We start from the raw sequence: 25,537 nt of genomic DNA, 5'->3' as shown, positions 1-25,537 counted from the left end.
TGGCATGGACATGGCCGATCGCCTGGCCCAGGAACGACGGGCGCGACTGGCCGCGGAACGGCTATTGGACCAGAAACAGGCCGAATTGTTCGAGGCCAACCGCCAGCTTGGCAAACACGCTTTGCAATTGCGCAATGAGATTCAGGAGACCCGGACAGAGGTCAAGGTGGTCCGGGACGAAAACCAACGTGTCATGCACCAGTTGGGCGAGGCCACGCAAAAGATCGAGGTCGTCACCGATCAGTTGTGGAGCGCAATGGAAACCATGCGCGACGGCTTTGCCATGTACGATAAAACCATGCGCCTGGAACTGGCCAATCCTGCCTATCTGCAGGTCTTCGAAGGCGTCGAAAGCATCGCGCCCGGAACCCCTTATGAACATGTGCTAAGCGTTCTTGTCGAGGAGGGGATCGTCGATCTGCAAGGTGAACGCAACGCAGACTGGGTCCGCCGGATGCGCGGCCGCTGGGATATGGATCCGATCCCGAATGAAACTCTGCGCCTGTGGAACAACAGGTTCGTCAAGCTTAATGATCGGCGGCTGCCCGACGGCGGGGTCGTCAGTCTGGGCATCGACATAACCGGACTGATGCGGATGTGGTCCGCGGTCGAGGAAATGCCCGACGGTTTTGTCATGTACGACGCCGAAGATCGTCTGCTGATGTGCAACCAGCAATACAAGGATCTCTATGCCGCCAGCGCCCCAGCCATGCAGCGCGGCGCCAGCCTTGAGGATATCCTGCGCTATGGGCTGGCACGCGGACAATATTCAGAGGCCAAGGGCCGCGAAGAAGACTGGCTGGAGGGTCGCCTGTCCGCGCAGCGGGTCTCCGAGACGGAACATGAACAGCAGTTGGCAGACGGGCGCTGGCTCCGGGTTTACGAACGCCAGACGCGCGACGGCGGGCGCGTCGGATTGCGGATGGACATCACCCAGATCAAACAGGATCAGGAACGTCTGAAAGAGGCGATGACCCGCGCCGAGGCCGCCAACCGTGCGAAATCCGCTTTTCTCGCGAACATGAGCCACGAAATCCGGACCCCAATGAACGGCGTTGTCGGCATGGCCGATCTGCTTATGGATACCTCGCTGAATGAGGAACAACAGCTATACGCCGACACAATCCGCAGTTCCGGTGAGGCGCTGTTGGTGATCATCAACGACATCCTCGATTACTCCAAGATCGAGGCTGAAAAGTTGCAACTACACCCAGAGCCCTTTGATCTTGAGCGCGCGATCCATGAGGTGGTCATGCTTTTGCAGCCCACCGCGCGGGACAAGGACATCGTGCTGCTCGTGGATTTCGACATGTTCCTGCCAACCCGCTTTATCGGGGACGCGGGCCGAATTCGCCAGATCCTGACCAACCTGCTGGGCAACGCAGTGAAGTTCACTGTGCAAGGCCATGTACTGGTGCGTGTGGTCGGCGTGCCCGATGGCGACGGCGATACCGCCCTCCACATCACGGTTGAGGACACTGGCATCGGCATCCCTCCTGACAAGGTTGACGATGTTTTTGGCGAATTCAATCAGGTCGAGGATGAGCGTAACCGCAAGTTCGAAGGCACCGGGTTGGGCCTTGCCATCACCCGCCGCCTTGTCGAACTGATGGGCGGAGAGGTCTGGGCCGAATCCGATCTGGGCAAAGGCAGCTGTTTCGGTCTGCGCATCCTTTTGCCGACCGAGGAACCAGCGGTGTTCGAAACCGCCAGTCTGCCAGAGCACCTCAAACGCGTGCTTGTCGTAGATGACCACAACACCAACCGGGCCATTCTGTCAAAACAGTTGGAAATCATTGGCCTCCAGACTGAATTCTGCAAAACCGGTTCAGAAGCGATCGACCGAATGGCAATGCGGCCCGATCTGCTGTTGATTGAACAGGACCTTCCCGACATGAGCGGACAGGAACTTGCCGCACAGCTGTGCCGCGGCGAGCGGCGTGTTCCGATTATCCTACTGGCCAACAATCCCGCCCGGATCGGAAATGTGGACGACACAGACGTGACGGCGGTCCTTCAGAAACCCGTGCCCCGCAGAATGCTGTTCTCGACGCTTGAAAAGATCGGACCGGCCGAATACCCGCTTCTGCCTGCGTTTCCGGAGCCGCGTTTGGATGAGGCCCCCGCACGTCCCACCCCGCCCGAAATGCCCGCCGCGGCCCCCAAACATGCACTGCCGCTGGACGTGATTGTGGCCGAGGACAACAAGACCAATCAATTGGTCTTTCGCAAGATGGCCAAAAACTTCAACGTGACCTTACGGTTTGCAAACAACGGGATAGAGGCGGTCGAAGCATTCCGAGACAGGCGTCCTGACATGATCTTTATGGATATTTCCATGCCGCAGATGGATGGCAAACAGGCCACCCGAGAGATCCGCACGCTGGAAGGTGACGGCCAGCAGGTGCCGATCATCGCCGTGACCGCCCATGCCATGCCTGGCGACCGCGAAAGCATCCTTGAGGCCGGTTTGAATGACTACCTGACCAAGCCCCTGCGCAAGGCTGCTCTTGGAGAAAAAATCAAACTTTATTCCCCGCGTCCTGCGGATCAGTCGGCCGACTAGGCGCAGATCACGCTGACAATGCCTCTGCCTCTGCGGGTCGCAAAAAGGTTGGCCGATCCGGCTCGGACAAATCGGGCTGGTAGCGATAGCCGCCTAGGTCAAAGTCGCGCAAACCTTCGGGGTCGGTCAGACGTTTTTGGATAACAAACCGCGCCATGGCCCCGCGCGCGCGCTTGGCGAAAAAGCTGACAATCTTCGGTCCGCCCGGCTTGTCCTCCATGAACTGCGGCGTGATCACCCGCAGCTTCAACGCCTTGGCCTGAACAGCGCCGAAATATTCCTGGCTGGCGCAATTCACCAGAACGTCTGTCCCCATCGCCCCTGCCTGTGCGTTCAACGCTTTTGCGATCTGATCACCCCAGTAGTCATACAGATTGGCGCCGCGCCGCGTTTTCAGACGGGACCCCATTTCAAGCCGGTAAGCCTGAAAACCATCGCGCGGCCGCAACAGACCATACAGTCCGGACAGGATGCGCAAATGATCCTGCGCCCAGTCCATCTCCTCACACTCCAACGATCCGGCCTCAAGCCCGATATAAGTGTCCCCAGCAAAGGCCAGCGCGGCAGGGCGCAGATCTTCTGGCCTGGGCGCGTCGGTGAAGGCGCGGAAACGATCCCTGTTGAGGCGCGCGAGATCGTCCGACAGACCCATCAAATCCTTTAGGTCTTTCAGGGTCAGGTTGCGCGCTGTGCGCGCCAACCGCTGCGCATCGCTTTCGAACGCCGGCACTGTCATCTCGACCGCCCGCTCCTGCCAGTCCAGCCGCTTGGCCGGCGAAATCACAACAAGCATACCGCGCCCCCCCTGTTGTTGTTTAGGTGCAGTTTGATCTAGACCGGCGGCAGATCAACGTCCAGCAGGCGCAACCCTTTGCCCGGCAGGAACACTGTCCGGAAAAGGGAAGATCTTTGCCAGTTTCAAATTGCCTTTGTCCTGTCGGTGCGATCCGTTGGGAAGGGCAGCACTTTTTAGAAACGGATGCTCTTGGCAAAGCTGATTGTTCTTGCCGTCGTCACAAAGCGCCTATGCCCGCCTTACTCGGACCCGTTTTGCAAGACAGTCCAGAACGCCGCGCCAAACCTGTCGGCGCGTTTGTCGCCCAGTAGAGCACCCAAGGCATCCTCACTCTGCGGCGGGCGATCGGCCAGTTTCGCCAGCATGGAGGCCGGACAGGACAGCGGCTTTTGCGTGCCGTCTTGCCCCCGCAGCAGTCCTGCCTGCGCCTCCATCAGCGCATCGTAAACGCCGCCTGCCCCCGTCGCGGCCAGCTTGCGCCGCCGCGGATGGACCTCTTCAGTTGCCCCGTTCAAGACCTCAAGAAACGCCGCGCCATACCGCTCCAGCTTTTTCGCGCCGATGCCATTGACCCGCATCATATCGTCCAACGAGGCCGGGCGCCGTTCAGCCATCTCAATCAGGGTCCGGTCGGGAAAGATCATGTAGGGCGGCACCTGTGCATCGCGCGCCAGCGCCGTGCGCTTGGCCTTCAGGGCCGAAAACAGCGGTGCGTCCTCTTCCGGAACCAGTTCCCTGACCGCCGGACGCCGCTCTGTAGCCTTTGACACCACATCCTTGCGCAACGCAATCGTCTGCTCGCCCCGCAGGATTGGACGGGCGCGATCCGTCATGACCAACGCCCCGTGCCGTTCCGCATCAGGACGCATCAGATCATGACCCATCATCTGCCGGAACACCGCCTGCCACTGCCCCCGGCTGAGATCCTTACCCACGCCGTAGGTAGGCAGGCTGTCATGACCGCGCTGCCGGATCTTGTCGGTATCCTTGCCCATCAGGATGTCGATCAAATGCCCCGCGCCAAAGCTTTCGTCCGTACGCAGCGCCGCCGACAATGCCTTGCGGACCGCGAGCGTGCCATCAAACAGCTCCGGCGGGCTGTCACACAAATCACAGTTGCCACAGGGCGCTGCCTCCTCGCCAAAATAGCCCAGCAGTACCTTGCGCCGACACCCCTGCGCTTCTGCCAAACCTAATAGCGCGTTCAACCGCCCGTGATCGGCGGCACGGCGTTCCGGCGGGGCCATCCCTTCATCAATCTGCGACCGACGCAGGCGAATGTCCTCTGGCCCATACAGGGTCAGCGTTTCCGCAGGCGCACCATCGCGCCCGCCGCGACCGATCTCCTGATAATAGGACTCGATCGACTTGGGTAGATCCGCGTGGGCGACCCAGCGGATGTCCGGTTTGTCCACGCCCATGCCAAAGGCCACCGTCGCCACAACGATCAGCCCGTCCTCACGGGCAAAGCGTTCTTCGACATGGCGACGATCCCCCGCCTCCATCCCACCGTGGTAATGACAGGCCGAATGCCCCTCATCTCGCAGCGCTTTGGCGATCCCCTCGGTCTTGGCCCGGGTGCCACAATAGACGATGCCGGACTGCCCTTTGCGAGCAGCGGCAAAACTCAGGATCTGGGCGCGCGGCCCGTCCTTGGGTTGAAAGGCAAGGTGAATGTTCGGCCGGTCAAAACCGCGCAAAAATGTGGTCGGGGGTACGCCGTCAAACAGCCGCGATACTATCTCCTCGCGCGTTTCCACATCCGCCGTGGCGGTAAACGCCGCCAGCGGCACGTCCAGCGCGCGCCGCAACTCGCCAATACGCAGATAGTCGGGGCGAAAGTCATGACCCCACTGGCTGACGCAATGTGCCTCATCCACCGCGATCAGCGATACGCCTGCCTGCGCCAGCATCCGCTGCGTGCCGCCATTGGCCAGCCGCTCCGGCGCTAGATACAGTAGCTTCAGCTCACCTGAATGCAGCATATCCCAGACTGCATCCGTCTCTTCGGGCGTATTGCCAGAGGTCAGTGCACCTGCGGCCACCCCGGCCTCGCGCAGCCCCCGAACCTGGTCGCGCATCAGGGCGATCAGCGGTGAGATCACCACTGTCACCCCGGCGCGCATCAGCGCAGGTAGCTGGAAACACAACGACTTGCCGCCACCCGTGGGCATGATCGCCAGCACGTTCTGACCGCCTGCCACCGCATCGACGATCTCACCCTGACCGGGGCGAAAGGCATCAAACCCGAAAATGTCCTTGAGAATCGCCTCGGCGGTCCCGGCGTCGCGCGGCATGGGTGTCCCTGTCGAATTGTCTGGATCTGCTCGTGTCCAGACAATCACACACTACGATTCGGTGAATCAACCCCTCTGACCCACAATATGAGCCATCGAACCGCGCGCCGTCCCGGCATCTTCTGTCTTGAAATATCCCGGGGGTGAGGCCGAAGGCCGAGGGGGCAAGATGCCCCCTGCCCGGTCAATACCCGTAGAAAAAGCCCGCGTTGTTGCGCAGGATGATCTGCAGCGCATAGATGCCGACCAGCGTGATCAACGGCGCCAGATCCAGTCCGCCCATAGGCGGCAGGATGCTGCGGATACGCGAATAGACCGGCTCCAACAACCGGTTCAGCCCTTCCCAGATCGAGGCGACGATCGGCTGACGCAGGTTGAGGATCTGGAAATTGATCAGCCAGCTCATGATCACATGGGCGACGATCACAAAGACCGCAATGCTGAGGATCATGTTCAGGATCTGAAAGAGCGACTGCATCCGATGGGCCTTTGTTCCGTGTTTTTGACTGCCACAGACCTAAGCGCAGTCGCCCCCAAGGACAAGTGTGCCGCGAGGTCTTGATTGACGCGCCTGCCGCAGCGCAGCAACAAGGTCACAAAGGAGTCGTCTCATGTATCCCTTTCTGCGCCTCTTCTGGCAAAGCTATCTTGCCCGCCGCGCCCCGCGCATCGGTCTGTTTGACACTCAGGTCACCACCCATCTGTGCATGCCCTGGGATCTCGACATGTGGATGGAGCTGAACAACGGGCGGACGTTGACGATCTATGATCTGGGCCGCATCCCTCTGGCCTACCGCATCGGATTGATAGACACCCTCAAACGCGAACGTTGGGGCCTGACAGTCGCGGGGTCTGTTGTGCGGTATCGCCGCCGCGTGCGCATGTTCGCCAAGGTGCAGATCCACTCTCGTATACTGGGCTGGGACAAGCGGTTCATCTATATCGACCAATCAATGTGGAAGACCGACGGTGATTGTGCCAGCCAAGCTGTCTATAGGACCGCCCTGACCGACTCCAACGGCATCGTGCCAACGACACGGTCGGCTGCGGCTCTTGGTATGCCTGTCGAAAGCCCCCCTCTGCCGGAATTTGTGCTCAAATGGATCGAGACAGAAGACGCGCGCTCTTGGCCGCCTGACACGCAGAACCCGCCCGATCTGGTGCACGCTCCACAAGCAGAAGACGCCGCCTAAGCGCACTCTATAGGCCAGTGCAAAGGTTTCCCTTGCGCTAGCCCCCTTGCCACGCCATGCCGCGACAGGTTCTATCGCCGCAACGGGCAGGGGGCAGCCATGGCACTACCAACAAGAAGACAACGCATCTGGGGATGGATGTTCTTCGATTGGGCGCAACAGCCCTACGCCACCCTTGGACTGACCTTCATCTTTGGCCCCTATTTCGCTGCCGTCGCCGCCGATTACTTTTTGGCACAGGGTGCCGGAAGTGACGCCGCAAAGGCCGGCGCGCAAAGCCTGTGGTCGTCTGCCCAGACAATCGCCGGGCTGGCCATCGCCTTTTCCGCACCGCTGCTGGGGGCTTGGGCCGATGCAACAGGGCGCAAGCGACCATGGTTCTGGCTGTTCACCGGAATCGCGATTGCAGCGGCCTTTTCACTATGGATGCTAAAGCCAGACGGTACCGGGCTGTACTTTGTTCTGGCACTGTTCTGGCTGGGCTTTGTGGCCAGCGAATCCGCCTTCAATCTCAACAACGCGATCCTGCCCAGCCTTGGCACCCCAACAGAGGTTGGCCGCATCTCCGGCACGGCCACCGCCTTTGGCTATTGGGGCGGTGTGCTGTCGTTGTTCCTGATGTTGCTGTTCTTTGCCGAGAATGAAACCGGCAAGACGCTGATCGGCCTGTCCCCGGCCTTTGGCCTTGATCCGGACGCACGCGAGGGCACACGCTTTGTCGGGCCGTTCATCGGGTTGTGGTTCGCTCTCTTTCTGATCCCGTTTTTCATGTGGAACCGCGACGATCCGCTAGAGCGTAAAAAGCCGGACAGCGTGCGCCACGTTCTGGCCGACCTACGAACCTCTATCGTGCGCGTCTGGCATCGCAAATCCTGCCGCAACTTCTTGCTGTCTTCGCTGTTCTATCGCGATGCGCTGACCGCGCTGTATGCCTATGGTGGCATTTACGCCACGTTGGTGCTGGACTGGCAAGTGATCCAGATCGGTGTGTTTGGCATCGTCGCGGCGATTGCTGCAGCCGTGCTGTCATGGGCGGGCGGCTTGGCGGATCAAAAGTACGGCCCGAAACCGGTAATCCGCATTTGCATCTGGATCCTGCTGATCGTCGGCTCATTCATTGTAGGCATGTCACGGGAAAGCCTATTCGGTTTTCCGCTAGCCGAAGGATCGCCCCTACCGGACGTGATTTTCTATATCTGCGGCGCGGCCATCGGCGGCGCGGGCGGCGCACTTTACTCCGCATCGCGATCGATGATGGTGCGCCACTGCGATCCGCTGCGACCGGCGGAGGGGTTCGGACTATTTGCGCTGGCAGGCAAGGCAACCGCCTTTCTCGCCCCGGCCATGATCACTGTCTTTACCTACGCCACCCAATCCAACCAGTTGGGCTTTCTTCCCGTGATCGGGCTTTTCCTGTTGGGCCTCGTTCTGCTAGTCTGGGTAAATCCCGAGGGAGATAGAGCCGAATGATCCGTTTTGTGACTACCATTTCCCTTGTCCTTGCGCTGGCCGCCTGTGGCGGCGGGGGACGCGACATTTCCGGCGACCGGACCCCGGCCCGCCCACTGGACCCGGTGCTGTCGTCCAAACAGGCCAAACAGTTGTTTGGCGCCAAGGCGCAAGGATCAGACCAGTCCGCAGCCCCGCTTGGCGGATACGCCAAGGGATGCCTTGCCGGCGGTGTGCAACTGCCTGAGACCGGCCCGACATGGCAGGCCATGCGCCTGTCGCGCAACCGCAACTGGGGCCACCCGGAACTGATCGACTATGTGCAGGACCTCAGCCGCAAGGCTGCAGCGCAACCCGGCTGGAACGGGCTGTATCTGGGCGATTTCAGCCAGCCGCGCGGCGGCCCGATGCTGACCGGACACGCCAGTCATCAGATCGGACTGGACGCCGACATCTGGATGCTGCCCGCCGACAACCTGAACCTGTCGGTCAAGGCGCGTGAGAACATCTCTTCGATCTCGATGCGCCGCGCCTCGGGAGCCTATACCAACGACAAATGGACCAAACAGCACCACGAAATCCTCAAGGCCGCCGCCAGCGACCCACGCGTGGCACGGATCTTTATCTTTCCCGGTGCCAAGGTGCAGATGTGCAACGATGAAAAGGGTGACAAATCCTGGCTGCGCAAGGTTAGGCCATGGTGGGGGCACCACTATCATTTCCATGTTCGCCTCAGCTGTCCCAAAGGGGCAAGCGGCTGCGTCGATCAGGCCGCACCGCCACCCGGCGACGGATGCAAAGAAGCCGAGGGCTGGGTGGACCGCATCCTGAATCCGCCTCCGCCCGACCCCAACGCCAAACCGTCGCCGCCAAAGCGGGAATTGACGCTGGGAGATCTGCCGCGCCAATGTGCCGACGTTCTGTCCGCGAACTGATCTTCGCGTGACATCTCCCTTGCTCCGCACCCAACGCGCCGCCCTTGGCGCGTGCGTCTCGTTGTTGTTTCTGGCGGGATGCGTCGCGCAATCGGGCGACAAGGTAGAATTCCTCAGCCGGCTCGACTGGCCAGCGCAGGCGCACGACCTTGGTGGTTTTTCGGGACTGGAGTTGAGCGCAGACGGCCGCCGATTTATCGCCCTGTCCGACCGGGCCAGTCTGGTCGAGGGGCAGTTGATCCGCACAGGCCCCCGTCTGACGCGCATCGAGCAAGACGCACCGCGCCCCCTCCAGAACCGCTCCGGCACGCCCCTCACCGGGCCTCAAGCCGATTCCGAAGGGTTGGCCATAGGCCCGGACGGACAGATGTTCATCTCTTTCGAAGGGGATCACCGGGTCTGGGCCTACACCGGGCCAAACCGACCAAAGCCGCTTGACAGCCCGCGCGCCTTTTTGGGTTTTGCAGGCAACGGCGGGCTCGAGGCATTGGCCATCGACGATCAGGGGCGCCTGTACACCCTACCCGAACGGTCTGGTCAACTGATCCATCCCTTTCCGGTCTGGCGCTATGACCTGGGACGCTGGCAACAGGTCTTTTCGATACCGCGCCACGGCGGGTTTCTGCCCGTGGGTGCGGATTTCGGCCCTGACGGACTGTTCTACCTGCTGGAACGGGAATTCACCGGCCTGGCGTTCCGATCTCGCGTGCGCCGATTTTCCTTCGGAGAGGATCGCATCCTCTCCGAGGAAACCCTGCTGGAAACATCAGCCCACAAACACGGCAACCTTGAAGGTCTCTCTGTCTGGCGCGACGAAGCAGGAGCCATCCGTTTGACCATGATCTCTGACGACAACTTCCAAGGCTTCCAACGCAGCGAGTTTGTCGAATATCGTGTGACAGAGTAACGCCCCGATACCTTGACGTGGCACTGCACGCCCTTTAAACGCGCCCAATCCGGAAAAGCCGGATCAAGTCCCCGCAACCTTGTCAAAAACGGGTCACATCATGACACGCGCACATCTTCCCGGCATTCTAGCCATGGCCGCCATCGTTCTGGCGTCCAACATCCTCGTCCAGTTCCTGTTTGGCCAATGGCTGACATGGGGGGCGTTCACCTATCCACTGGCCTTCCTTGTCACCGACCTGATGAACCGCATCTACGGCCCCGGCCCGGCGCGACAGGTGGTGTTTGCCGGCTTTATCGTCGGCGTGTTCTGCTCGCTGATCGGCACGCAGATCATGTTGCAAGGCGACGGCTTTACCTATCCGGCGGTCACGCTTCGGATCGCCATCGGTTCTGGTCTGGCGTTCCTGACCGCACAACTGATAGACGTTGCGATCTTCGACAGGCTTCGGCAAGGCACTTGGTGGCGCGCACCGCTGGCCTCGACGCTGGTTGGCTCGACACTGGACACGGCGCTGTTTTTTACCATCGCCTTTTCGTCCGGCCTGACATGGATTGAGCCCGCAAATGACGTCAGCTGGGCCAACGAGGTGCTGCCCTTCCTCAACGTCGGCCCCGTCGCGCCGCTATGGATGTCGCTGGCCGTGGCGGACTGGATGGTGAAACTCAGCCTCGCCCTTGTCGCCCTCATTCCCTTCCGGATGATCGTTTCAAAGGCACGCCCAGAGCAGAAATCAGCTTGATACGCAAAAAAGACTTTGTGGTTCGCGATACCCGTGGCACCATCATCTTGCGTTTTCAACAGCTGAAAGGAGGTGATCCAGTGTCGAGAGAAGCATTGGAGAGAGGTGTCGGAACAGTTCGGGAGGATGCGCTCTAGGGCAGCCCCTGGGGTCAGAATCCCCCGAATTGGCAGTGCCTAACCGGTCCCGCCTCCGTATTCTCGAAGGGCCGCTGATCTGGCGGCCCTTTTTCTTTTGCCCTACGTTGTCTCCATGCTGCACGTCACCGATCATATCACCATCGAGGACTGGGAACTGACCGAACAGTTCGTCCGTTCCTCGGGCCCCGGCGGCCAGAACGTGAACAAGGTGTCCACGGCAGTCGAATTGCGGTTTGAGGCCGAGCGGTCGCCGAACCTGCCCGCCGCCGTCAAGACCCGCCTGCGCAAACTGGCCGGACGGCGCTGGACCAAAGAGGGCGCGCTGGTCATTCAGGTCGAAGACACCCGCAGTCAGGCCCGCAACCGCGAGATCGCCCGCCAACGCCTTGCGGAACTGGTGCAAAAAGCCACCGAAAAACCCAAACGCCGGATTCCGACCAAGCCCACATTGGGGTCGAAACGCCGCCGTCTCGATGCCAAAAAACAACGCGGCGCCGTCAAGGCGACGCGCGGCAAAATCGACCCCGACTAAAGCGCCCCTAGTTTTTCATTTGTAAAAACAGTCCCGCCGGTGGCACCCCGAGGGACCGGCCAAAGGCCGGACCCAAGATTTCCTGTGCGCGTCAGCGCCCTATTGGATCAGAACCGCTCTAGCAGGCGATCCAGATAGTTACGCTCTTCTTCAGGCCGGTCCAACTCGCCTGACCGCTTGCGCAACTCACCCAGCAGTTCCTCGGCGCGGCGATAGACGTCCTGCCCCTGCAACAAGCCCTCATCGGTGCCAACCCGGCCGGTATTACCAGAATTGCGTCCCAGAGGATCGCGCTGCTGCGCCGGGTCGCCGCCTTGTGCAAAGCCTTGCTCGCCGGTGCGCTGTTGCTGCTGTTCGGCCAGTGCCTCGCCCAGATTGCGCATCCCTTCACGCAGCGCCTCCATCGCGCTTGATTGCCGGTCGATTGCCTCGGCCAGATCGCCGTCGCGCAGGGCGCGTTCGGCCCCGTCCATGGCCCCATCTGCCCGCTCCAACGCCTCGGCGGCGCGTTCACCGGCCTCTGTGCCTTGTCCGGGCAGCGCCTGACGCTGACGGTTTAATTCATCACGCAAGGCGCGTTGCCGTTCCGCAAGGTCGCCCGCCAGATCGCCGCCTTCACCTTGACCAGGATCACGGCCACCCTGACCTTGCCCGGGTTGACGATCCTGCGGTCCCGGCTGGCCCTGTCCCGGCTGTCTGTCCCCCTGACCGCGCTGGCCGTCGTTGAGATCACGGAACGACTCGTCCGACAGTTCCTGCTGCTCGCGCAGCGTGTCGGCCAGACCTTCCATCGCCTGTTCACCCGGCGACTGGCCACCGCCACCGGGGCCCTGGGTCATCTGCATATTATCCAGCATCTCTTGCAACTGGCGCATGGCTTCTTGCGCCTCGGCCATGCGGCCTTGTTCCATCAGTTCCTGAATCTTGTCCATCATCCGCTGGATGTCATCCTGTGACATCTGGATCATGTTCTGCGGGTCCATCTGCTGACCCTCGGGGTTGTCTTGCGCTTGCTGGCGGCTCAACTGACGCATGTAGTCATCCGTTGCTTCACGCAGTTCTTGCATCAACTCGGCAATTTCTTGATCCGAGGCGCCGTTCTTCATCGCCTCTTCCAGCCGCTCGCGCGCCCGTTGCAGCCGTTCCAGCGCGTCTTGCAGGTCGCCCTCTTCCATCGACAGCGCCAGATCCCACATCGCCTGCGCCAGTGCATCCTGCTTTTCGTCGGTGAGAGCACCGTATTTCGCCAAAAGCTCTAGCCGCGTGGTCAGCGTACGCAGCCGCAACTGCTCGACATCCTTGCGGAACAAATCCTCTGGTTCGTTCAGGATCGCCTTGAAGATCTGAACGATCATCTCGGCATTTTCACGATTCCACAGCAGTGATTGGCGCTGCTCGATCAGCGCCGCCGCAACCGGATCGAAAAAACGCCGCCCCGGCAGGGTCAACGCCTCGGGCTCTGACAGGCCCTTCTGTCCCCGCCCGTCCTCTACTTCCAGCGTCAGCTTGACGGGCAGGTTGGCCCAAGGGTGCAGCGAAAAATTCCCGACCAGAGCGTTGCTGAAATCGGCGCGGTTGCCCGACACCGGCATTGCCAGTGGCACCTCGATCATCTTGCGCTGTTCCGGCGCGATGCTGCGGCCATAGCGGCGGTCGACCGCCTCCAGATCCAACACGAACCGTGCCGTCCCGGTGACAACCCCATGATCGTCCGTCGCAGTGTAAGGGATCTGAGCCTCGCCCTCATAGCTGACCTCGATCTCGCCGTCGCGGGCCACGCTTGGCGCAGCGTCGGGGATCATCGCAATCTGCCAGAGGCGTCCGCCCGGCCCATCCACGGCCAGTTCACCGGATTTCAGCACGGCAAAATCCTGCGCCGTTTCCTGCGCCGCCTCGGGCGTCAGATCGCGACCAGATACGTTTTCACGGATACTGAGCGCGCCCACCTCGCCGTACATGCGCAGGGTGATCTCGGCCCCTTCTGGTGCCTCAATCGACGCAGCGGTGATGTCATTCAGGTAAACCGACGGCAGGCGCGTATAGGCGGGCGGCTGCATCCAACCCTCCCACGCCGGGCCCTGCGCCAGATCCGGGCCACCTGCCCCCATGCCAGTCACCGATTGCACCCGCACCAGCGAGCCGAACAGGATCGCTACAGATAAGGTCAGGAGTGCAACATAGCGCAGAGCCAGCGGATCGTTCCGTGAAACGCGAAGGTCGGGCTCAACCGCGCGCGCCTCTGCTAGGCGGGCGCGCATTCGCGTCTGGTGTGCGCGCCAGACAGCGGTAGAGGCAGCGTCGCCGCCGCCAATCGCCTGCGTGTCCAGCGATGCCTGTATTGGGTTGCCCCGCAGCGTCGCGTCAAGCCGCAGAACTGCCGCCGCACGGGAGGGCCAGCGGAACCTCCGCGCCCCGTACCAAACCGCCCACAGCGCCCCCGCGCCCAGAACGGCCCCGGCCGCCCAGACCCATTCCACAGCGACCTCATCCTGAACGCCCAGCATCAGCAGCGCCAGCGCGAAGATCACGATGGACCACAACGGCCAGAAGGCGCGCGCCAACCGTTCGGCGACCATGCCGAGCCGGGTCAGCGCCAGCGGCCAGCGCAGGGTGCGGAAGATGTCGGTTGAGGGGTCGCGGGTGGGGGCCATATCGCTCCTCGCAATCATTGACGGCGAGGAGGATGCCTCACAGCCATTCGGGGATGGTATCGCGATTTATGATCTCGTCAAAGGTCGGGCGTGCGCGGATAACCGCGAATTGATCGCCATTGACCAGCACCTCGGGGATCAACGGGCGGGTGTTGTACTCGCTGGCCATTACGGCACCATAGGCCCCGGCAGAGCGGAAAGCGACCAGTTCGCCTGCCTGCAAGGGCGGCATAAGACGTCCTTTGGCAAAGGTGTCGCCGCTTTCACAGACCGGTCCGACGATATCGTAAGGCGTCAGTTCCGCCCCGGCGGGTGCCTCAATAACGGGCACAATTTCGTGATGCGCCTCATACATTGCCGGACGGATGAGGTCATTCATCGCCGCGTCGAGAATCAGAAAGTCGCGCCCCTCGCCATGTTTGACGTAGATGACGTCGCTGACCAGCAGCCCCGCATTGCCGACAATCAGGCGGCCCGGCTCAATCTCGATCTCGCAGCCCAGATGGCCAACGGTGCGCTGGATCAACGCGCCGTAGTCCATGGGCAGCGGTGGGGCCTCATTTGAGCGGGCATAGGGAATGCCCAAACCGCCCCCCAGATCCAGCCGAGAGATGTCGTGCCCGTCCGCGCGCAGCGCCTCTGTCAGGTCGGCGACCTTTTTGTAGGCCTGCTCAAACGGTTCCAACTGAGTCAGCTGCGATCCGATGTGCACATCAATGCCGATGACCTTCAGCCCCGGCAGGGCCGCAGCCTCGGCATAGACCTCACGCGCTCGGGCGATCGGGATGCCGAACTTGTTCTCGGACTTGCCCGTGGCGATCTTGGCGTGGGTCTTGGCGTCCACGTCCGGGTTCACCCGCACGGTAATCGGTGCGGTGACGCCCATGGCAGTGGCAACCTCAGAGATGGCACGCATCTCTGGCTCACTCTCGACGTTGAATTGGCGAATGCCGCCTTCCAGAACCGTGCGGATTTCGTCCCGCGTCTTGCCGACGCCGGAAAAGACGATGCGGTCGCCGGGAACGCCTGCTGCCTTGGCGCGGGCGTATTCACCGCCAGACACCACGTCCATGCCTGCGCCCTCAGCGGCAAGGGTTTTCAAGATCGCCTGATTTGAGGCCGCCTTCATCGCGTAGCAGACAAGGTGCGGCCCCCAGGCGAGCGCCTCATCGAACAGACGGAAATGCCGGACAAGTGTCGCCGTGGAATAGACGTAAAAGGGCGTGCCGACAGCGGCCGCGATTTCGGCCACCGGGACATCTTCGGCAAAGAGTTGCCCGTCTTGATAGATGAAATGATCCATGTCCGCGCTTTAGCCGAGAGCGGGCAAGGGGGCCAGCCCCCTCTTGGCCTGCGGCCACTTCACCCCCGGAGTATTTAAGCCAAGAAGAAGCGCAAAGTGGTGCGCTGATGTGCGACGGGGTTTACCGCGCCATTGTTCAGATGCGCCGTGATCGGAACCATAGATACAGCGGCAATCCGCAACTGAGCCCGATGCAAAAGGTGGCCGGGATCGCGAGCAGGGCGCTCCAGTTGCGGCGCACAGTTACCTCGGCGACGATCCACACGGTCAAGACCAGAGCCGCGATGGTCAGATCCCATGTCAAGCCGCGCGTGCTGTCGTTGACGTACCAGGCGTCGATTAGCGCGACTAAATCCCAGCCATTCCCCGAAAGGAAAGTCAGGAAATAGTACATTGGGTGGACCGCCCCCCAAAGCGCCAGCGCCAGCCAGAGCCAGCGTAGCATCAGCCCTTGATTCCGACCTCGGCCTTGCCGGTCACGGTGAGGCTGACGCCCGGACCTGACGGCCCTTCGGGCGTTTCGGGTTCGCCATCCGCGCCGCAAGCGGCCAGTGCAAGCAGTCCGAGCAGTGCCAGAATTCTCATGGCAAACGACCTTTCCAGGCTGCGATCTGTTCGCGCACACGCTGCGGCGCGGTGCCGCCATAGCTCATCCGCGAGCGGACAGAGTTGTGCACGCCCAAGACATCATAGACCGAGGCGTCGATATTCCCATGCACTTCTTGCATCTCTTCCAGCGACAGGTCGGGCAAGTCGCAGCCCTTACCCTCGGCCTTGGCCACCAGTGTGCCGGTGACGTGGTGCGCATCGCGGAACGGCAGGCCGGTTTCGCGCACCAGCCAGTCGGCAAGGTCCGTCGCGGTGGAAAACCCGGCAGAGGCGGCACCTTCTAGGTTGGGCACGTTGGCGGACATATCCCGCACCATGCCCTCCATCGCGGCAAGGGCCAGCATCCAGTTGTCGGCGGCGTCGAAGACCTGCTCCTTGTCTTCTTGCATGTCCTTGGAATAGGCCAGCGGCAGTCCCTTCATCACCATCATCAGCGCGACATTCGCGCCAAAGATGCGCCCGATCTTGGCGCGGATCAGTTCTGCGGCATCCGGGTTCTTTTTCTGCGGCATGATCGACGATCCGGTCGAAAAGCGATCCGACAGGGTGACAAAGCGGAACTGGGCCGAGGACCAGATCACCAGTTCTTCGGCAAAGCGGCTGAGGTGCATGGCACTGATCGAGGCGACCGACAGGAATTCCAGCGCAAAGTCGCGGGCGCTGACGGCGTCGAGTGAGTTGCCCATGGGTTGGTCAAAGCCCAGCGCCTCGGCGGTCATATGGCGGTCGATGGGAAAACCGGTGCCCGCCAGTGCGGCGGCACCAAGGGGCGATTCGTTCATCCGTTTGCGGGCGTCGCGGACACGGGACAGATCGCGCCCGAACATCTCGACATAGGCCATCATGTGGTGGCCCCATGTCACCGGCTGCGCGGTTTGCAAATGGGTAAAGCCCGGCATGACCCAATCGGCCCCTGCCTCTGCCTGCCCCAGCAGCGCTTGCATCAAGGCAACCAGACCACCCTCAGCCGCGTCCAGTTGGTCCCTCACCCAAAGGCGAAAATCCGTCGCCACCTGATCATTCCGCGACCGCCCGGTGTGCAAGCGCCCTGCCGGTTCGCCGATCACTTCCTTCAGCCGCGCCTCCACATTCATGTGGATGTCTTCCAGCGCGGTCGAAAACTCGAAGTCGCCGCTATCGATCTCTGACAAGACCGTGAGCAATCCTTCCCTGATCGCCTCGGCATCGCTATCAGTGATGATGCCTGTGGCCGCCAACATGGCGGCATGGGCACGAGACCCGGCAATATCTTGGGGTGCCATCCGCTTGTCGAAGCCGATCGAGGCATTAATTGCCTCCATGATGGCATCGGGCCCGGCGGCAAAGCGGCCGCCCCACATCTGGTTCGAGGTCTTGTCAGACATTGGGTGTCCTTCGGAGGTCATATGAAACGTCTCACGCTTGCGGCTATCTATACTGCTGCATTGATGCTTGCAAATCCGGTTGCTGCCGACGTCGAGGCCGCCAAGGCCGCGGCCACTGGCGACATGCGCAAAATGGTTTTTCATGCCGAACCAAAGGCCGTCGGCACCGCAGATTTCATGACTTTTGAGGGCGCGCCGCTAAACCTGTCCGAATGGCAGGGCAAATGGGTGGTTCTGAACTTTTGGGCGACATGGTGCGCGCCGTGCCGCAAGGAAATGCCGATGCTAGCCGCCTTGCAAGAGGAGTATGGCAGCGACACGTTCGAGGTGCTGACCATCGCCACCTCCCGTAACCCGCCGCCCAAGATGAAGGCCTTTTTTGACGAGATCGGCGTCGACAACCTGCCGCTGCACCGCGATCCCAAGTCGATGCTGGCGCGGCAGATGGGCGTCTTGGGCCTGCCCGTGACGTTGATCCTGAACCCCGAGGGGCAAGAGGTCGGACGGTTGACCGGCGATGCGGATTGGTCGTCGGACGACACGCGCGCCGTTCTGGATGCCCTGATGAGCGGTGATGGCGAAGGATAATCGCCCACCGAAGTCCCCGAAGCGGGGATAGAGAAAACCCCGCCCGGATGTCCGGACGGGGTCTTTTTGGAGAGAGAGAGAGAGTATTTCTGATTGGCCGGGCGGTTATCGCCTCTGGCCGAACCGGGCAGGTTGTTTCACCGCGACGCGCTGAACCGCCATCTCTTGGCGCAGTAGAAACTGCGACGCGCAGGCCACCAAGGCCAACAGGCAAAAGACAGACAAGGTTGCGATCACGTTTGCTTAGCTCCAGTTCATCGGCCCCCACCGACAAGAATGAACTTGGGCAAAAGCGGGGCGGAGCTCAATGGTTTTCGCCCAAGTTCGGACAAAACCCCCTATTTGAGGCGACAATGCTGCAGGCAAATCAGCGCTGTTTCCGAAACTCGCGGCTTTTGTGCCGCATTTCATCGTGTGCCGCAGCAGCTTCACCCGAATCAGGGCCCCTTTCGGACACACTGCGGAGCGTTCCCTGCCCCGGCCATGGAAACGCAGACTGACGTGCCGTTGCTTTTGACAGCTCGCGCTGACTCGGCAAGATGATCCGTCAGGAGGAGACATGCCGCTGACCGTACTTTTAGCGCTGGTGGTTGTTGGCATCGCAGGCGTCGCGCTGCTGATTCACACCACCGGCCTGTCACAGCCCCGCCGTTTCACAACGGAGGCAGAGGCGCGCGCCGCATGGACCCGAGAATTTCCGTTGACCGACATCACCGGCGTCACCTTGTGCCGCTCGGGCCGTGCGGCGTTGATTGCCACGCCAACCGGCACCGGCGTCGTCTGGCCCATGGGCGCGGACAGCACGGCGCGCTGGGTGGCGGATGGCCGTGTGACCCGCCGCGACGGAGGCCTGACCCTGTATCTGCCGGACTACGTGGCGCCGACCGTCCGTCTGCACCTTGATCCGGACGAAATCGCCCTCTGGGCAGAAAGGATCGGCACGACTTGAGCGACCAGATCACTTTTCCCGATGTCGTGCAGCTTGCCGTCCCCTTCTTCATCGCTGCGATACTGGCTGAACTTCTGTGGATTCGTGTCACCGGCAAAGGGGGCCGGTATGAAACGCGCGATGCCGTCACCTCATTGATCATGGGCGCAGGCAACGTGACCGCAGGGATTGCGCTCGGCTTTATCGCTTGGGGCTTTTTCATGTTCCTGTGGGGCTTAACACCGCTGGATTTGGGCACAGCGTTGTGGGTGGTCCTGCTGTGCTTTGTGCTGGATGACCTGCGCTATTACTGGGTCCATCGCTTTGGCCACCGCATCCGCTGGATCTGGGCCAGTCACGTCAATCATCATTCCTCGCAGCACTACAACCTGACCACGGCCCTGAGACAGACGTGGACCTATACCTTTACCTTTATGATGGTGGTGCGCGCGCCGCTGATCCTGTTGGGCTTTCATCCGGCGCTGGTGCTGTTCTGCGGCGGGCTGAACCTGATCTATCAATTCTGGATTCATACCGAAACGATTGGCCGGATGCCGAATTGGGTCGAGGCAGTGATGAACACGCCCAGCCACCACCGCGTCCACCATGGCCGCAACCCCCGTTATCTGGATGCCAACTACGCCGGTGTCTTTATCGTCTGGGATAAGATGTTCGGGACATTTGTCCCCGAACTGGATGAGGAGAAACCCGATTACGGGCTTGTGCACAACCTTGGCACCTTCAACCCGATCCGCGTCGCCTTTCACGAATGGGTCGGCATCTGGCACGACGCGACACAGCCGGGTCTAAGGATGCGGGATCGGCTGATGTACTGCGTCGCCCCACCAGGGTGGAGCCATGACGGCAGCCGCGAAACCTCGGATCAGATCAAGACGCGGCACCTAGCGGCACACCCAGAGGAACGTGGCACACCCGGCTTCTGACCCGCAACAGCCCCGCACCGCGCCACGAAGTCGGGCATTCCGGACTTTCCCTTTGACTCAAGCAACGGCATGCCTGTCATGATCCTGTTGCAGGGTCGGTCGATTTTGCCATCATAGTCTTGTAACAGGATCGTGAGATCCCCAGATACTATGTATACCTTTGTATACACTAATTTCGGAGAAGGCATGTTCGAACTGCTTCTGTCAGACGGAATGTTCCCGTTCACCCTCGCCTTGGCACTGCTGTTCGGGCTGCTGACGCTTGAGGTTGCCTTTGGCATCTTGGGCGGCACGCTGCTGGGCGCGGGCGCGGACGGTCTTGATGTTGACGGACCCGACTTGGACGTCGACATGCCGGACCTCGGCGATCTGGACATCGACCTGGGGCTGGACGGCACGGATATAGATATCGGCGATCTTGAACTGGCCAGTCCGGATCTGGACGGCCCTGACGTCGACGGTCCGGACATGGACGGCGACATGCCCGACGGCGCACCCGACGGTCTGGCCAGCGCCGCCGCATGGCTTGGCTTTGGCAAGATGCCCGCGCTCATCTGGCTGGCCGCAATCCTGCTGGCGTTTGGCCTGTCCGGCCTCGTGATTCAGGTCGTCGCCAGCAACATCTTTGGCGGCCCTCTGCCCGCTTGGCTGACCGCCGTGCCCGCCGCTGCCGCCGCAATCTGGTTTGCCCGGCAATTCGGCGCGCTCTTCGCGCGTCTGTTGCCCAAAATGGAAACTGAGGCGCTGTCCGAACGCCATCTGGGCCGCCGCGCGGGCGTCGTGACCCAAGGCACCGCCGCACGGGGCCGCCCCGCAGAGGTCCGCGTCACCGACCGTTTCGGCAACTCGCACTATCTCCGCGCCGAACCTCTGCGCGACGACGTGACCATCCCACAAGGGACAGAGGTCATGGTCCTGCGCCACCGTTATGAATCCGGCTACCTGCTGGTCGCACTCACCTGATTTTTCGAACCTTGAGGGACTCACATGGATAACATTACCCCCATTCTCATTATCGTCGTGGCCGTTCTGGCCTTCGTCGTCCTCATTATGCTTGTACTTGCCCGCCTCTATCGCCGCGCCACCCGTGAGGTCAGCATTGTCCGGACCGGTGCCGGCGGCAAAAAGGTGATCATGGACGGCGGTGTCATCGTCATTCCGCTGTTTCATGAGGTCAGCCCCGTCAACATGAAGACGCTGCGTCTGGAGGTGCAGCGCAACGGTGAGGCCGCTCTGATCACCCAGGACCGGATGCGTGTCGATGTCGGCGTTGAATTCTACGTCTCCGTCATGCCCACCGAAGAGGGCATCGCCCGCGCCGCCCAGACACTGGGCGACCGCACCTTCTATATCGACCAGTTGCGTGAGATGATCGAGGGCAAGCTCATCGACAGCCTGCGCTCTGTCGCCGCCAAGATGTCGATGGACCAGTTGCACGAAAACCGCGCCGATTTTGTCCAAGAAGTGCAGAATACGGTATCAGAGGATCTGACCAAGAACGGTCTTTCGCTGGAGTCGGTCTCACTCACAGCACTGGACCAGACCCCGTTTGAGGCGCTGGACGAAAACAACGCCTTCAACGCGGTCGGTATGCGCCGCCTTGCCGAGGTCATCACCAAGTCCCGCAAGGAACGCGCCAACATCGAGGCAGAGGCAGACGTCGCCGTGCGCCGGGCGGAAATGGAGGCCTCGCGCCAGAAAATCGCCATCGAGCAGGATGAGGAACAGGCCCGCATCGAACAGATCCAACGCATTCAGACAATGCGCATGGCACAAGAATCGGAAATCGCTGCCCGCACCGAAGACAGCAAACGCGAAACCGAACGCTCGCGCATCGCGCGAGAGGAATCCGTTCGCAGTGCTGAGATTGAACGTGAGCGCAAAATCCGCGAAGCCGAGATCGCCAAGGAACGCCAGCTTGAAGTAGCCGAGCAAGACCGCCAGATCATCATCGCGCAAAAATCCGAAGAGGAAAGCCGCGCCCGCGCCAGTGCCGATCTTGCCCGCGCCGAAGCCACCAAGGCGATGGAGGCCGTGACCACCGCCAAACAGGTCGCTGAAGCCGAACGGACCAAACAGATAGCCCTGATCGAGGCTGCGCGTGAGGCCGAACGCCTTGCCACCGCAATCCGCCTTTCGGCGCAGGCCGAAAAGGACGCCGCCAGCGACCGAGCCAGCGCCCGCCGCGAAGAGGCGCAGGCCGATGCCGACGCGATCACCATCCGCGCCGAAGCCAAAAAGATGGACCTGCTGGCCGAGGCCGAAGGTAAACGCGCCATCGCCGACGCTGAAAACGTCCTGTCGGCCGGATTGATCGCCATGAAGATCGACCTGGCCCGGATCGAGGCACTGCCCCGGATCTTGGCCGAGGCAGTTAAACCGGCTGAAAAGATCGACTCGATCCGCATTCACCACCTCTCGGGCCTGAACGGCACGCAGGGCGGCGGCGCAGGCGGCACCGGCGCGGGCGACAAACCCCCGGTCAATCAGGCGCTCGATTCCATTTTGGGCATGGCCGTGCAACTGCCAGCGCTGAAAAAGCTTGGAGAGGAATTGGGCATGACGATGGATGGCACCATTGATGGACTAATGGGTGGCACGCCCCAAGCCGAAGCCACAGACGGCCCCGCCCCAACCGACGAAGACGCCAACCCGGACACGCCGCCCGCTCCGGCGGCCTGACAGGTACAATCAACCCGGCAACGCCCCACCTCGGGCGTTGCCGCTGCACCCCCGCCTCACGCGAAAGAGAACCCAACGCCACCTTCGGCTTCTTCTGTCCTGAAATATCCCGGGGGGCTCCGCAGGAGCGGGGGCAGCGCCCCCTGCAACCTGGACTATAAACGCCAGGCTACAGACTGGGTCTACCCAGCCAATCGTGTCACGCCGCCAGTCGTGTTACCGACAATAGGCGCCGTTGCCGTGCCGCCGGGTGTCAAAGTGGAAATGGTCGCGGTGAAAACGGTCTGATTCCGGCCCAAGAACCGTGCCAAAGACCCCACAGGCCTCCTTGTGCATCCGGCGTAGCGCCTTGCCATCCTTGCGCCTGTCCCAGCCATCCTCGACCGTGATGCTGGACCCGTCCTTGAGCAGGATCGCCGAAATGTCGATCGCCTTGCCGCGTCCATGTTCCGAAATCGGCGCGCCTGGCTGGTTGTTGCGGGTCCGGCAGGAGTAATGCGCCGCCACCTTAAGTCCCGACACACCGCCGCCTCGCCGACCCACGGCCGGTTTCGCGCCTTCGCGGACCCAAACCTCCAGCGCGCGCGCCGTCTTGCAATCCATCAGTGCGCCTTGGCTCAGGCGCACGTTGCCCACGGATTGCAGCCGCACCGCGTCCTCGATCCCGCAGGCTGACAGCTTGCCCGGCACGGCGCCGACAACTTCACCCTGCAGCGCCGGATCGCCGCACAGGCCACCGCCATCGCTGCCGGCAAAGGCGTTCCCGATCTTGTCCAGCCCGTTCGACACCCTCTCTCGCGCCCCGCAGGACCCAAGCATCACAAGACAGCACAGACCAAGAGCGAGGTGTTTCACCGTTTTACCTTTGCACGACCGAAATCGGGTTCATTGGTATCCTGACCCGCTTGCAGAATGCCACGCCGAATGGCCCGCGTATGGGTGAAATAGGCGTGAAGCTGCTCACCATCGCCAGTTCGAATGGCCCGCTGCAGCGCCATCAACTCTTCGGTAAAGCGGCCAAGAATCTCGATCGTGGCCTCCTTGTTGGTCAGAAACACGTCGCGCCACATGGTGGGGTCGCTGGCCGCGATCCGGGTGAAATCGCGGAAACCCGCAGCCGAGAACTTGATCACTTCCTGATCGGACACTCGCCGTAAATCGTCGGCCACACCCACCATTGTATAGGCAATCAGGTGCGGCACATGGCTGACCACGGCACAAACAAGGTCGTGGTGCTCTGGCTCCATCACCTCTGTGTTGGCACCCATCGCCTGCCAATAGGCCTCGACCCGCGCAACCGCTTCGGGATCGGCGTCCTCGACTGGCACGACAAGGCACCACCTATTGTCAAAGAGTGAGGCAAAGCCCGCCTCAGGCCCGGAATGCTCTGTCCCTGCCATGGGGTGACAGGGGACAAATTGCACGCCCGCGGGAATATGCGGCCCGACCTCTTCGATCACCGTGCGCTTGACGCTGCCGACGTCGATCACCGTGGCCCCCGGTTTCAGATGCGGCGCGATCTCTTCGGCGATGCGGCCCATGACGCCCACCGGCGTAGCCAATACCACCAGATCGGCATCGCGCACAGCATCGACCAAAGTGTCGACCACCTCATCGCCCAAGCCGATCCGCCGCGCTGTCTCGCGCGTGTCTTCGGACCGGGCATATCCCATGACATGGTCGGCCAGACCGCCACGTTTCATAGCCCAGAACATCGACGAGGCGATCAGTCCCAGCCCGATCAGCGCAACGCGGGGATAAATCACACTCATCGCGCGCCCGCCTTGAACAACCCCACATAGTGCGCGATCTGCCGGCACGACGGTTCGTCCCCGACCGTGATGCGCAGGCAATGGGGCAGGTTGTAGCCCGCCACACGCCGCACGATCAGCCCCTGCTTTTGGAGGTACAGATCACAGGCTTCGGCCTCTTCCTGATCGGCAAACCGTGCCAGCACGAAATTGGCAGTCGAGGTGTCACTGGGAACGCCGTGTTCGGCGAGTGCCTCGGCCATCCAGCCGCGCAGGCGCGTGTTCTCGCTCCGGCACTTCTCGACGAATGTGGTGTCACGCACTGCCGCTTCTGCCGCTGCCAGTGCGGTGCCGGACAGGTTGAACGGCCCGCGCACCCGGTTGAGCACATCAATCACGTCTTTCGGGCCATAGCCCCAGCCGACGCGCAGCCCGCCCAAACCATACAGTTTGGAAAAAGTCCGCGTCATCACCACGTTGTCGCGATGCTCGACCAGCTTGGCACCGCCATCATAGCCCTCGACATATTCTGCATAGGCGCCGTCCAGCACCAGAAGGCACTGCTCAGGCAGTCCCTCCGCCAGACGCTCCACCTCGGCCAGACCGATCATCGTGCCGGTGGGGTTGTTGGGGTTGGCGATGAACACCAGCCGCGTCCTGTCGGTGCAGCCCGCAAGGATCGCGTCCACATCCGTCACCCGTTCACGCTCGCGCACCTCAACCGGGGTCGCCCCGGCGGCCAGTGCGCTGATGCGGTACATGGCAAACCCGTGTTCAGTATACACGACTTCGGTGCCCGGCCCGGCATATGCCTGACAGAGAAAGGTGATGATCTCATCCGAGCCGACGCCGCAGATCACCCGCTCGGGGTCCACCCCGTGCACTTCGCCAATGGCATCACGCAATGCCCGGTGGTCGGTGGACGGATAGCGGTGCAGTTCATGCACCGACCGTTTGACGGCTTCCTGTGCGGCGGGGCTTGGCCCGAACGGATTCTCGTTCGAGCTGAGCTTCACCACATTGGTAACGCCGTCGACATGGGATTTCCCGCCCACATACAGAGCGATGTCCATGATACCCGGCTGTGGTTTGATCGCTGTCATTCTGACCTCCTGAAGCCACCCGTGCATAGCGCTGCGTCTGCGCTTAGAAAAGGCACA

General features: G+C 61.7%; 23 protein-coding genes. 12 read left to right on the top strand and 11 right to left on the bottom strand.

Annotation, left to right across the window (positions count from 1 at the left end; translation table 11 throughout):
• The first annotated feature begins 4 nt into the window (after nt 1-4).
• Nucleotides 5-2,566 (top strand): response regulator, encoded by a 2,562-nt coding sequence (locus ANTHELSMS3_RS05800; protein WP_094034054.1) that lies wholly within the window; start codon nt 5-7, stop codon nt 2,564-2,566.
• A gap of 7 nt (nt 2,567-2,573) precedes the next feature.
• Here the strand turns inward: ANTHELSMS3_RS05800 and yaaA are convergent, their stop codons facing one another.
• The 3 genes from yaaA to ANTHELSMS3_RS05785 form a co-directional block, all read right to left on the bottom strand.
• Entirely contained in the window at nt 2,574-3,359 is a 786-nt protein-coding gene (gene yaaA / locus ANTHELSMS3_RS05795) for a peroxide stress protein YaaA (protein ID WP_094034053.1), read from the bottom strand.
• A gap of 242 nt (nt 3,360-3,601) precedes the next feature.
• Nucleotides 3,602-5,659 carry a DNA helicase RecQ gene (gene recQ, locus ANTHELSMS3_RS05790; RefSeq protein WP_094034052.1) on the bottom strand — a complete coding sequence of 686 codons (2,058 nt, stop codon included), beginning with the start codon at nt 5,657-5,659 and terminating at the stop codon, nt 3,602-3,604.
• A 184-nt stretch (nt 5,660-5,843) separates the two neighbouring features.
• Entirely contained in the window at nt 5,844-6,137 is a 294-nt protein-coding gene (locus ANTHELSMS3_RS05785; RefSeq protein ID WP_089279269.1) for a YggT family protein, read from the bottom strand.
• A 133-nt stretch (nt 6,138-6,270) separates the two neighbouring features.
• Here ANTHELSMS3_RS05785 and ANTHELSMS3_RS05780 point away from each other — a divergent pair, with 133 nt between their 5' ends.
• The 6 genes from ANTHELSMS3_RS05780 to arfB all read left to right on the top strand — a co-directional run bounded on the left by ANTHELSMS3_RS05780 (nt 6,271) and on the right by arfB (nt 11,557).
• On the top strand, nt 6,271-6,852 hold the full coding sequence (locus ANTHELSMS3_RS05780; protein ID WP_094034051.1) for an acyl-CoA thioesterase: 582 nt from the start codon (nt 6,271-6,273) through the stop codon (nt 6,850-6,852).
• 99 nt (nt 6,853-6,951) lie between these two features.
• On the top strand, nt 6,952-8,322 hold the full coding sequence (locus ANTHELSMS3_RS05775) for an MFS transporter (protein WP_094034050.1): 1,371 nt from the start codon (nt 6,952-6,954) through the stop codon (nt 8,320-8,322).
• Complete coding sequence (gene mepA, locus ANTHELSMS3_RS05770; protein WP_094034049.1) at nt 8,319-9,236, top strand: penicillin-insensitive murein endopeptidase; 918 nt, start codon at nt 8,319-8,321, stop codon at nt 9,234-9,236. The genes ANTHELSMS3_RS05775 and mepA overlap by 4 nt, the downstream gene beginning before the upstream one ends.
• A 19-nt stretch (nt 9,237-9,255) precedes the next feature.
• A complete protein-coding gene (locus ANTHELSMS3_RS05765) occupies nt 9,256-10,143 on the top strand; it encodes an esterase-like activity of phytase family protein (RefSeq protein WP_254694855.1) in 888 nt (295 codons plus the stop codon).
• Nucleotides 10,144-10,243: 100 nt separating this feature from the next.
• Entirely contained in the window at nt 10,244-10,885 is a 642-nt protein-coding gene (locus tag ANTHELSMS3_RS05760) for a queuosine precursor transporter (RefSeq protein ID WP_094034048.1), read from the top strand.
• Nucleotides 10,886-11,137: 252 nt separating this feature from the next.
• Complete coding sequence (gene arfB / locus ANTHELSMS3_RS05755; RefSeq protein ID WP_094034047.1) at nt 11,138-11,557, top strand: alternative ribosome rescue aminoacyl-tRNA hydrolase ArfB; 420 nt, start codon at nt 11,138-11,140, stop codon at nt 11,555-11,557.
• Nucleotides 11,558-11,664: 107 nt separating this feature from the next.
• Here the strand turns inward: arfB and ANTHELSMS3_RS05750 are convergent, their stop codons facing one another.
• The 5 genes from ANTHELSMS3_RS05750 to argH all read right to left on the bottom strand — a co-directional run bounded on the left by ANTHELSMS3_RS05750 (nt 11,665) and on the right by argH (nt 17,484).
• Nucleotides 11,665-14,208 carry a DUF4175 domain-containing protein gene (locus tag ANTHELSMS3_RS05750; RefSeq protein ID WP_254694854.1) on the bottom strand — a complete coding sequence of 848 codons (2,544 nt, stop codon included), beginning with the start codon at nt 14,206-14,208 and terminating at the stop codon, nt 11,665-11,667.
• Nucleotides 14,209-14,245: 37 nt separating this feature from the next.
• Complete coding sequence (gene lysA, locus ANTHELSMS3_RS05745; RefSeq protein WP_094034046.1) at nt 14,246-15,511, bottom strand: diaminopimelate decarboxylase; 1,266 nt, start codon at nt 15,509-15,511, stop codon at nt 14,246-14,248.
• A gap of 136 nt (nt 15,512-15,647) precedes the next feature.
• The gene (locus tag ANTHELSMS3_RS05740) at nt 15,648-15,956 is read right to left on the bottom strand and encodes a DUF2834 domain-containing protein (protein ID WP_094034045.1); all 309 of its coding nucleotides are present in this window, start codon (nt 15,954-15,956) and stop codon (nt 15,648-15,650) included.
• Nucleotides 15,956-16,096, bottom strand: a complete 141-nt coding sequence (locus ANTHELSMS3_RS25405; protein WP_157733406.1) for an argininosuccinate lyase — start codon at nt 16,094-16,096, stop codon at nt 15,956-15,958. Before ANTHELSMS3_RS25405 ends, ANTHELSMS3_RS05740 begins: the two co-directional genes overlap by 1 nt.
• Entirely contained in the window at nt 16,093-17,484 is a 1,392-nt protein-coding gene (gene argH / locus ANTHELSMS3_RS05735) for an argininosuccinate lyase (RefSeq protein ID WP_094036955.1), read from the bottom strand. Before argH ends, ANTHELSMS3_RS25405 begins: the two co-directional genes overlap by 4 nt.
• Nucleotides 17,485-17,505: 21 nt before the next feature.
• Between argH and ANTHELSMS3_RS05730 the strand changes: the two genes are divergently transcribed.
• The 5 genes from ANTHELSMS3_RS05730 to ANTHELSMS3_RS05710 all read left to right on the top strand — a co-directional run bounded on the left by ANTHELSMS3_RS05730 (nt 17,506) and on the right by ANTHELSMS3_RS05710 (nt 22,626).
• A complete protein-coding gene (locus tag ANTHELSMS3_RS05730; RefSeq protein WP_094034044.1) occupies nt 17,506-18,072 on the top strand; it encodes a TlpA family protein disulfide reductase in 567 nt (188 codons plus the stop codon).
• Nucleotides 18,073-18,631: 559 nt separating this feature from the next.
• Entirely contained in the window at nt 18,632-19,021 is a 390-nt protein-coding gene (locus ANTHELSMS3_RS05725) for a hypothetical protein (protein WP_094034043.1), read from the top strand.
• A complete protein-coding gene (locus ANTHELSMS3_RS05720; protein WP_094034042.1) occupies nt 19,018-19,944 on the top strand; it encodes a sterol desaturase family protein in 927 nt (308 codons plus the stop codon). Before ANTHELSMS3_RS05725 ends, ANTHELSMS3_RS05720 begins: the two co-directional genes overlap by 4 nt.
• Nucleotides 19,945-20,130: 186 nt before the next feature.
• Nucleotides 20,131-20,907 (top strand): OB-fold-containig protein, encoded by a 777-nt coding sequence (locus ANTHELSMS3_RS05715; RefSeq protein WP_094034041.1) that lies wholly within the window; start codon nt 20,131-20,133, stop codon nt 20,905-20,907.
• 24 nt (nt 20,908-20,931) lie between these two features.
• The gene (locus tag ANTHELSMS3_RS05710) at nt 20,932-22,626 is read left to right on the top strand and encodes a flotillin domain-containing protein (protein WP_094034040.1); all 1,695 of its coding nucleotides are present in this window, start codon (nt 20,932-20,934) and stop codon (nt 22,624-22,626) included.
• A 216-nt stretch (nt 22,627-22,842) separates the two neighbouring features.
• Here ANTHELSMS3_RS05710 and ANTHELSMS3_RS05705 read toward each other — a convergent pair whose 3' ends face one another.
• From ANTHELSMS3_RS05705 to hisC, 3 genes are read right to left on the bottom strand one after another with little or no spacing between them, the layout of a single operon-like run.
• The gene (locus ANTHELSMS3_RS05705) at nt 22,843-23,481 is read right to left on the bottom strand and encodes an extensin-like domain-containing protein (RefSeq protein ID WP_254694853.1); all 639 of its coding nucleotides are present in this window, start codon (nt 23,479-23,481) and stop codon (nt 22,843-22,845) included.
• Nucleotides 23,478-24,398, bottom strand: a complete 921-nt coding sequence (locus ANTHELSMS3_RS05700) for a prephenate/arogenate dehydrogenase family protein (protein WP_094034038.1) — start codon at nt 24,396-24,398, stop codon at nt 23,478-23,480. The genes ANTHELSMS3_RS05705 and ANTHELSMS3_RS05700 overlap by 4 nt, the downstream gene beginning before the upstream one ends.
• On the bottom strand, nt 24,395-25,480 hold the full coding sequence (gene hisC, locus ANTHELSMS3_RS05695) for a histidinol-phosphate transaminase (RefSeq protein WP_094036954.1): 1,086 nt from the start codon (nt 25,478-25,480) through the stop codon (nt 24,395-24,397). The genes ANTHELSMS3_RS05700 and hisC overlap by 4 nt, the downstream gene beginning before the upstream one ends.
• Between the last annotated feature and the right edge of the window lie 57 nt (nt 25,481-25,537).

Source organism: Antarctobacter heliothermus (assembly GCF_002237555.1).
Classification (GTDB): Bacteria; Pseudomonadota; Alphaproteobacteria; order Rhodobacterales; family Rhodobacteraceae; genus Antarctobacter; species Antarctobacter heliothermus_B.
This window is presented reverse-complemented; position numbering and strand designations above follow the sequence as displayed.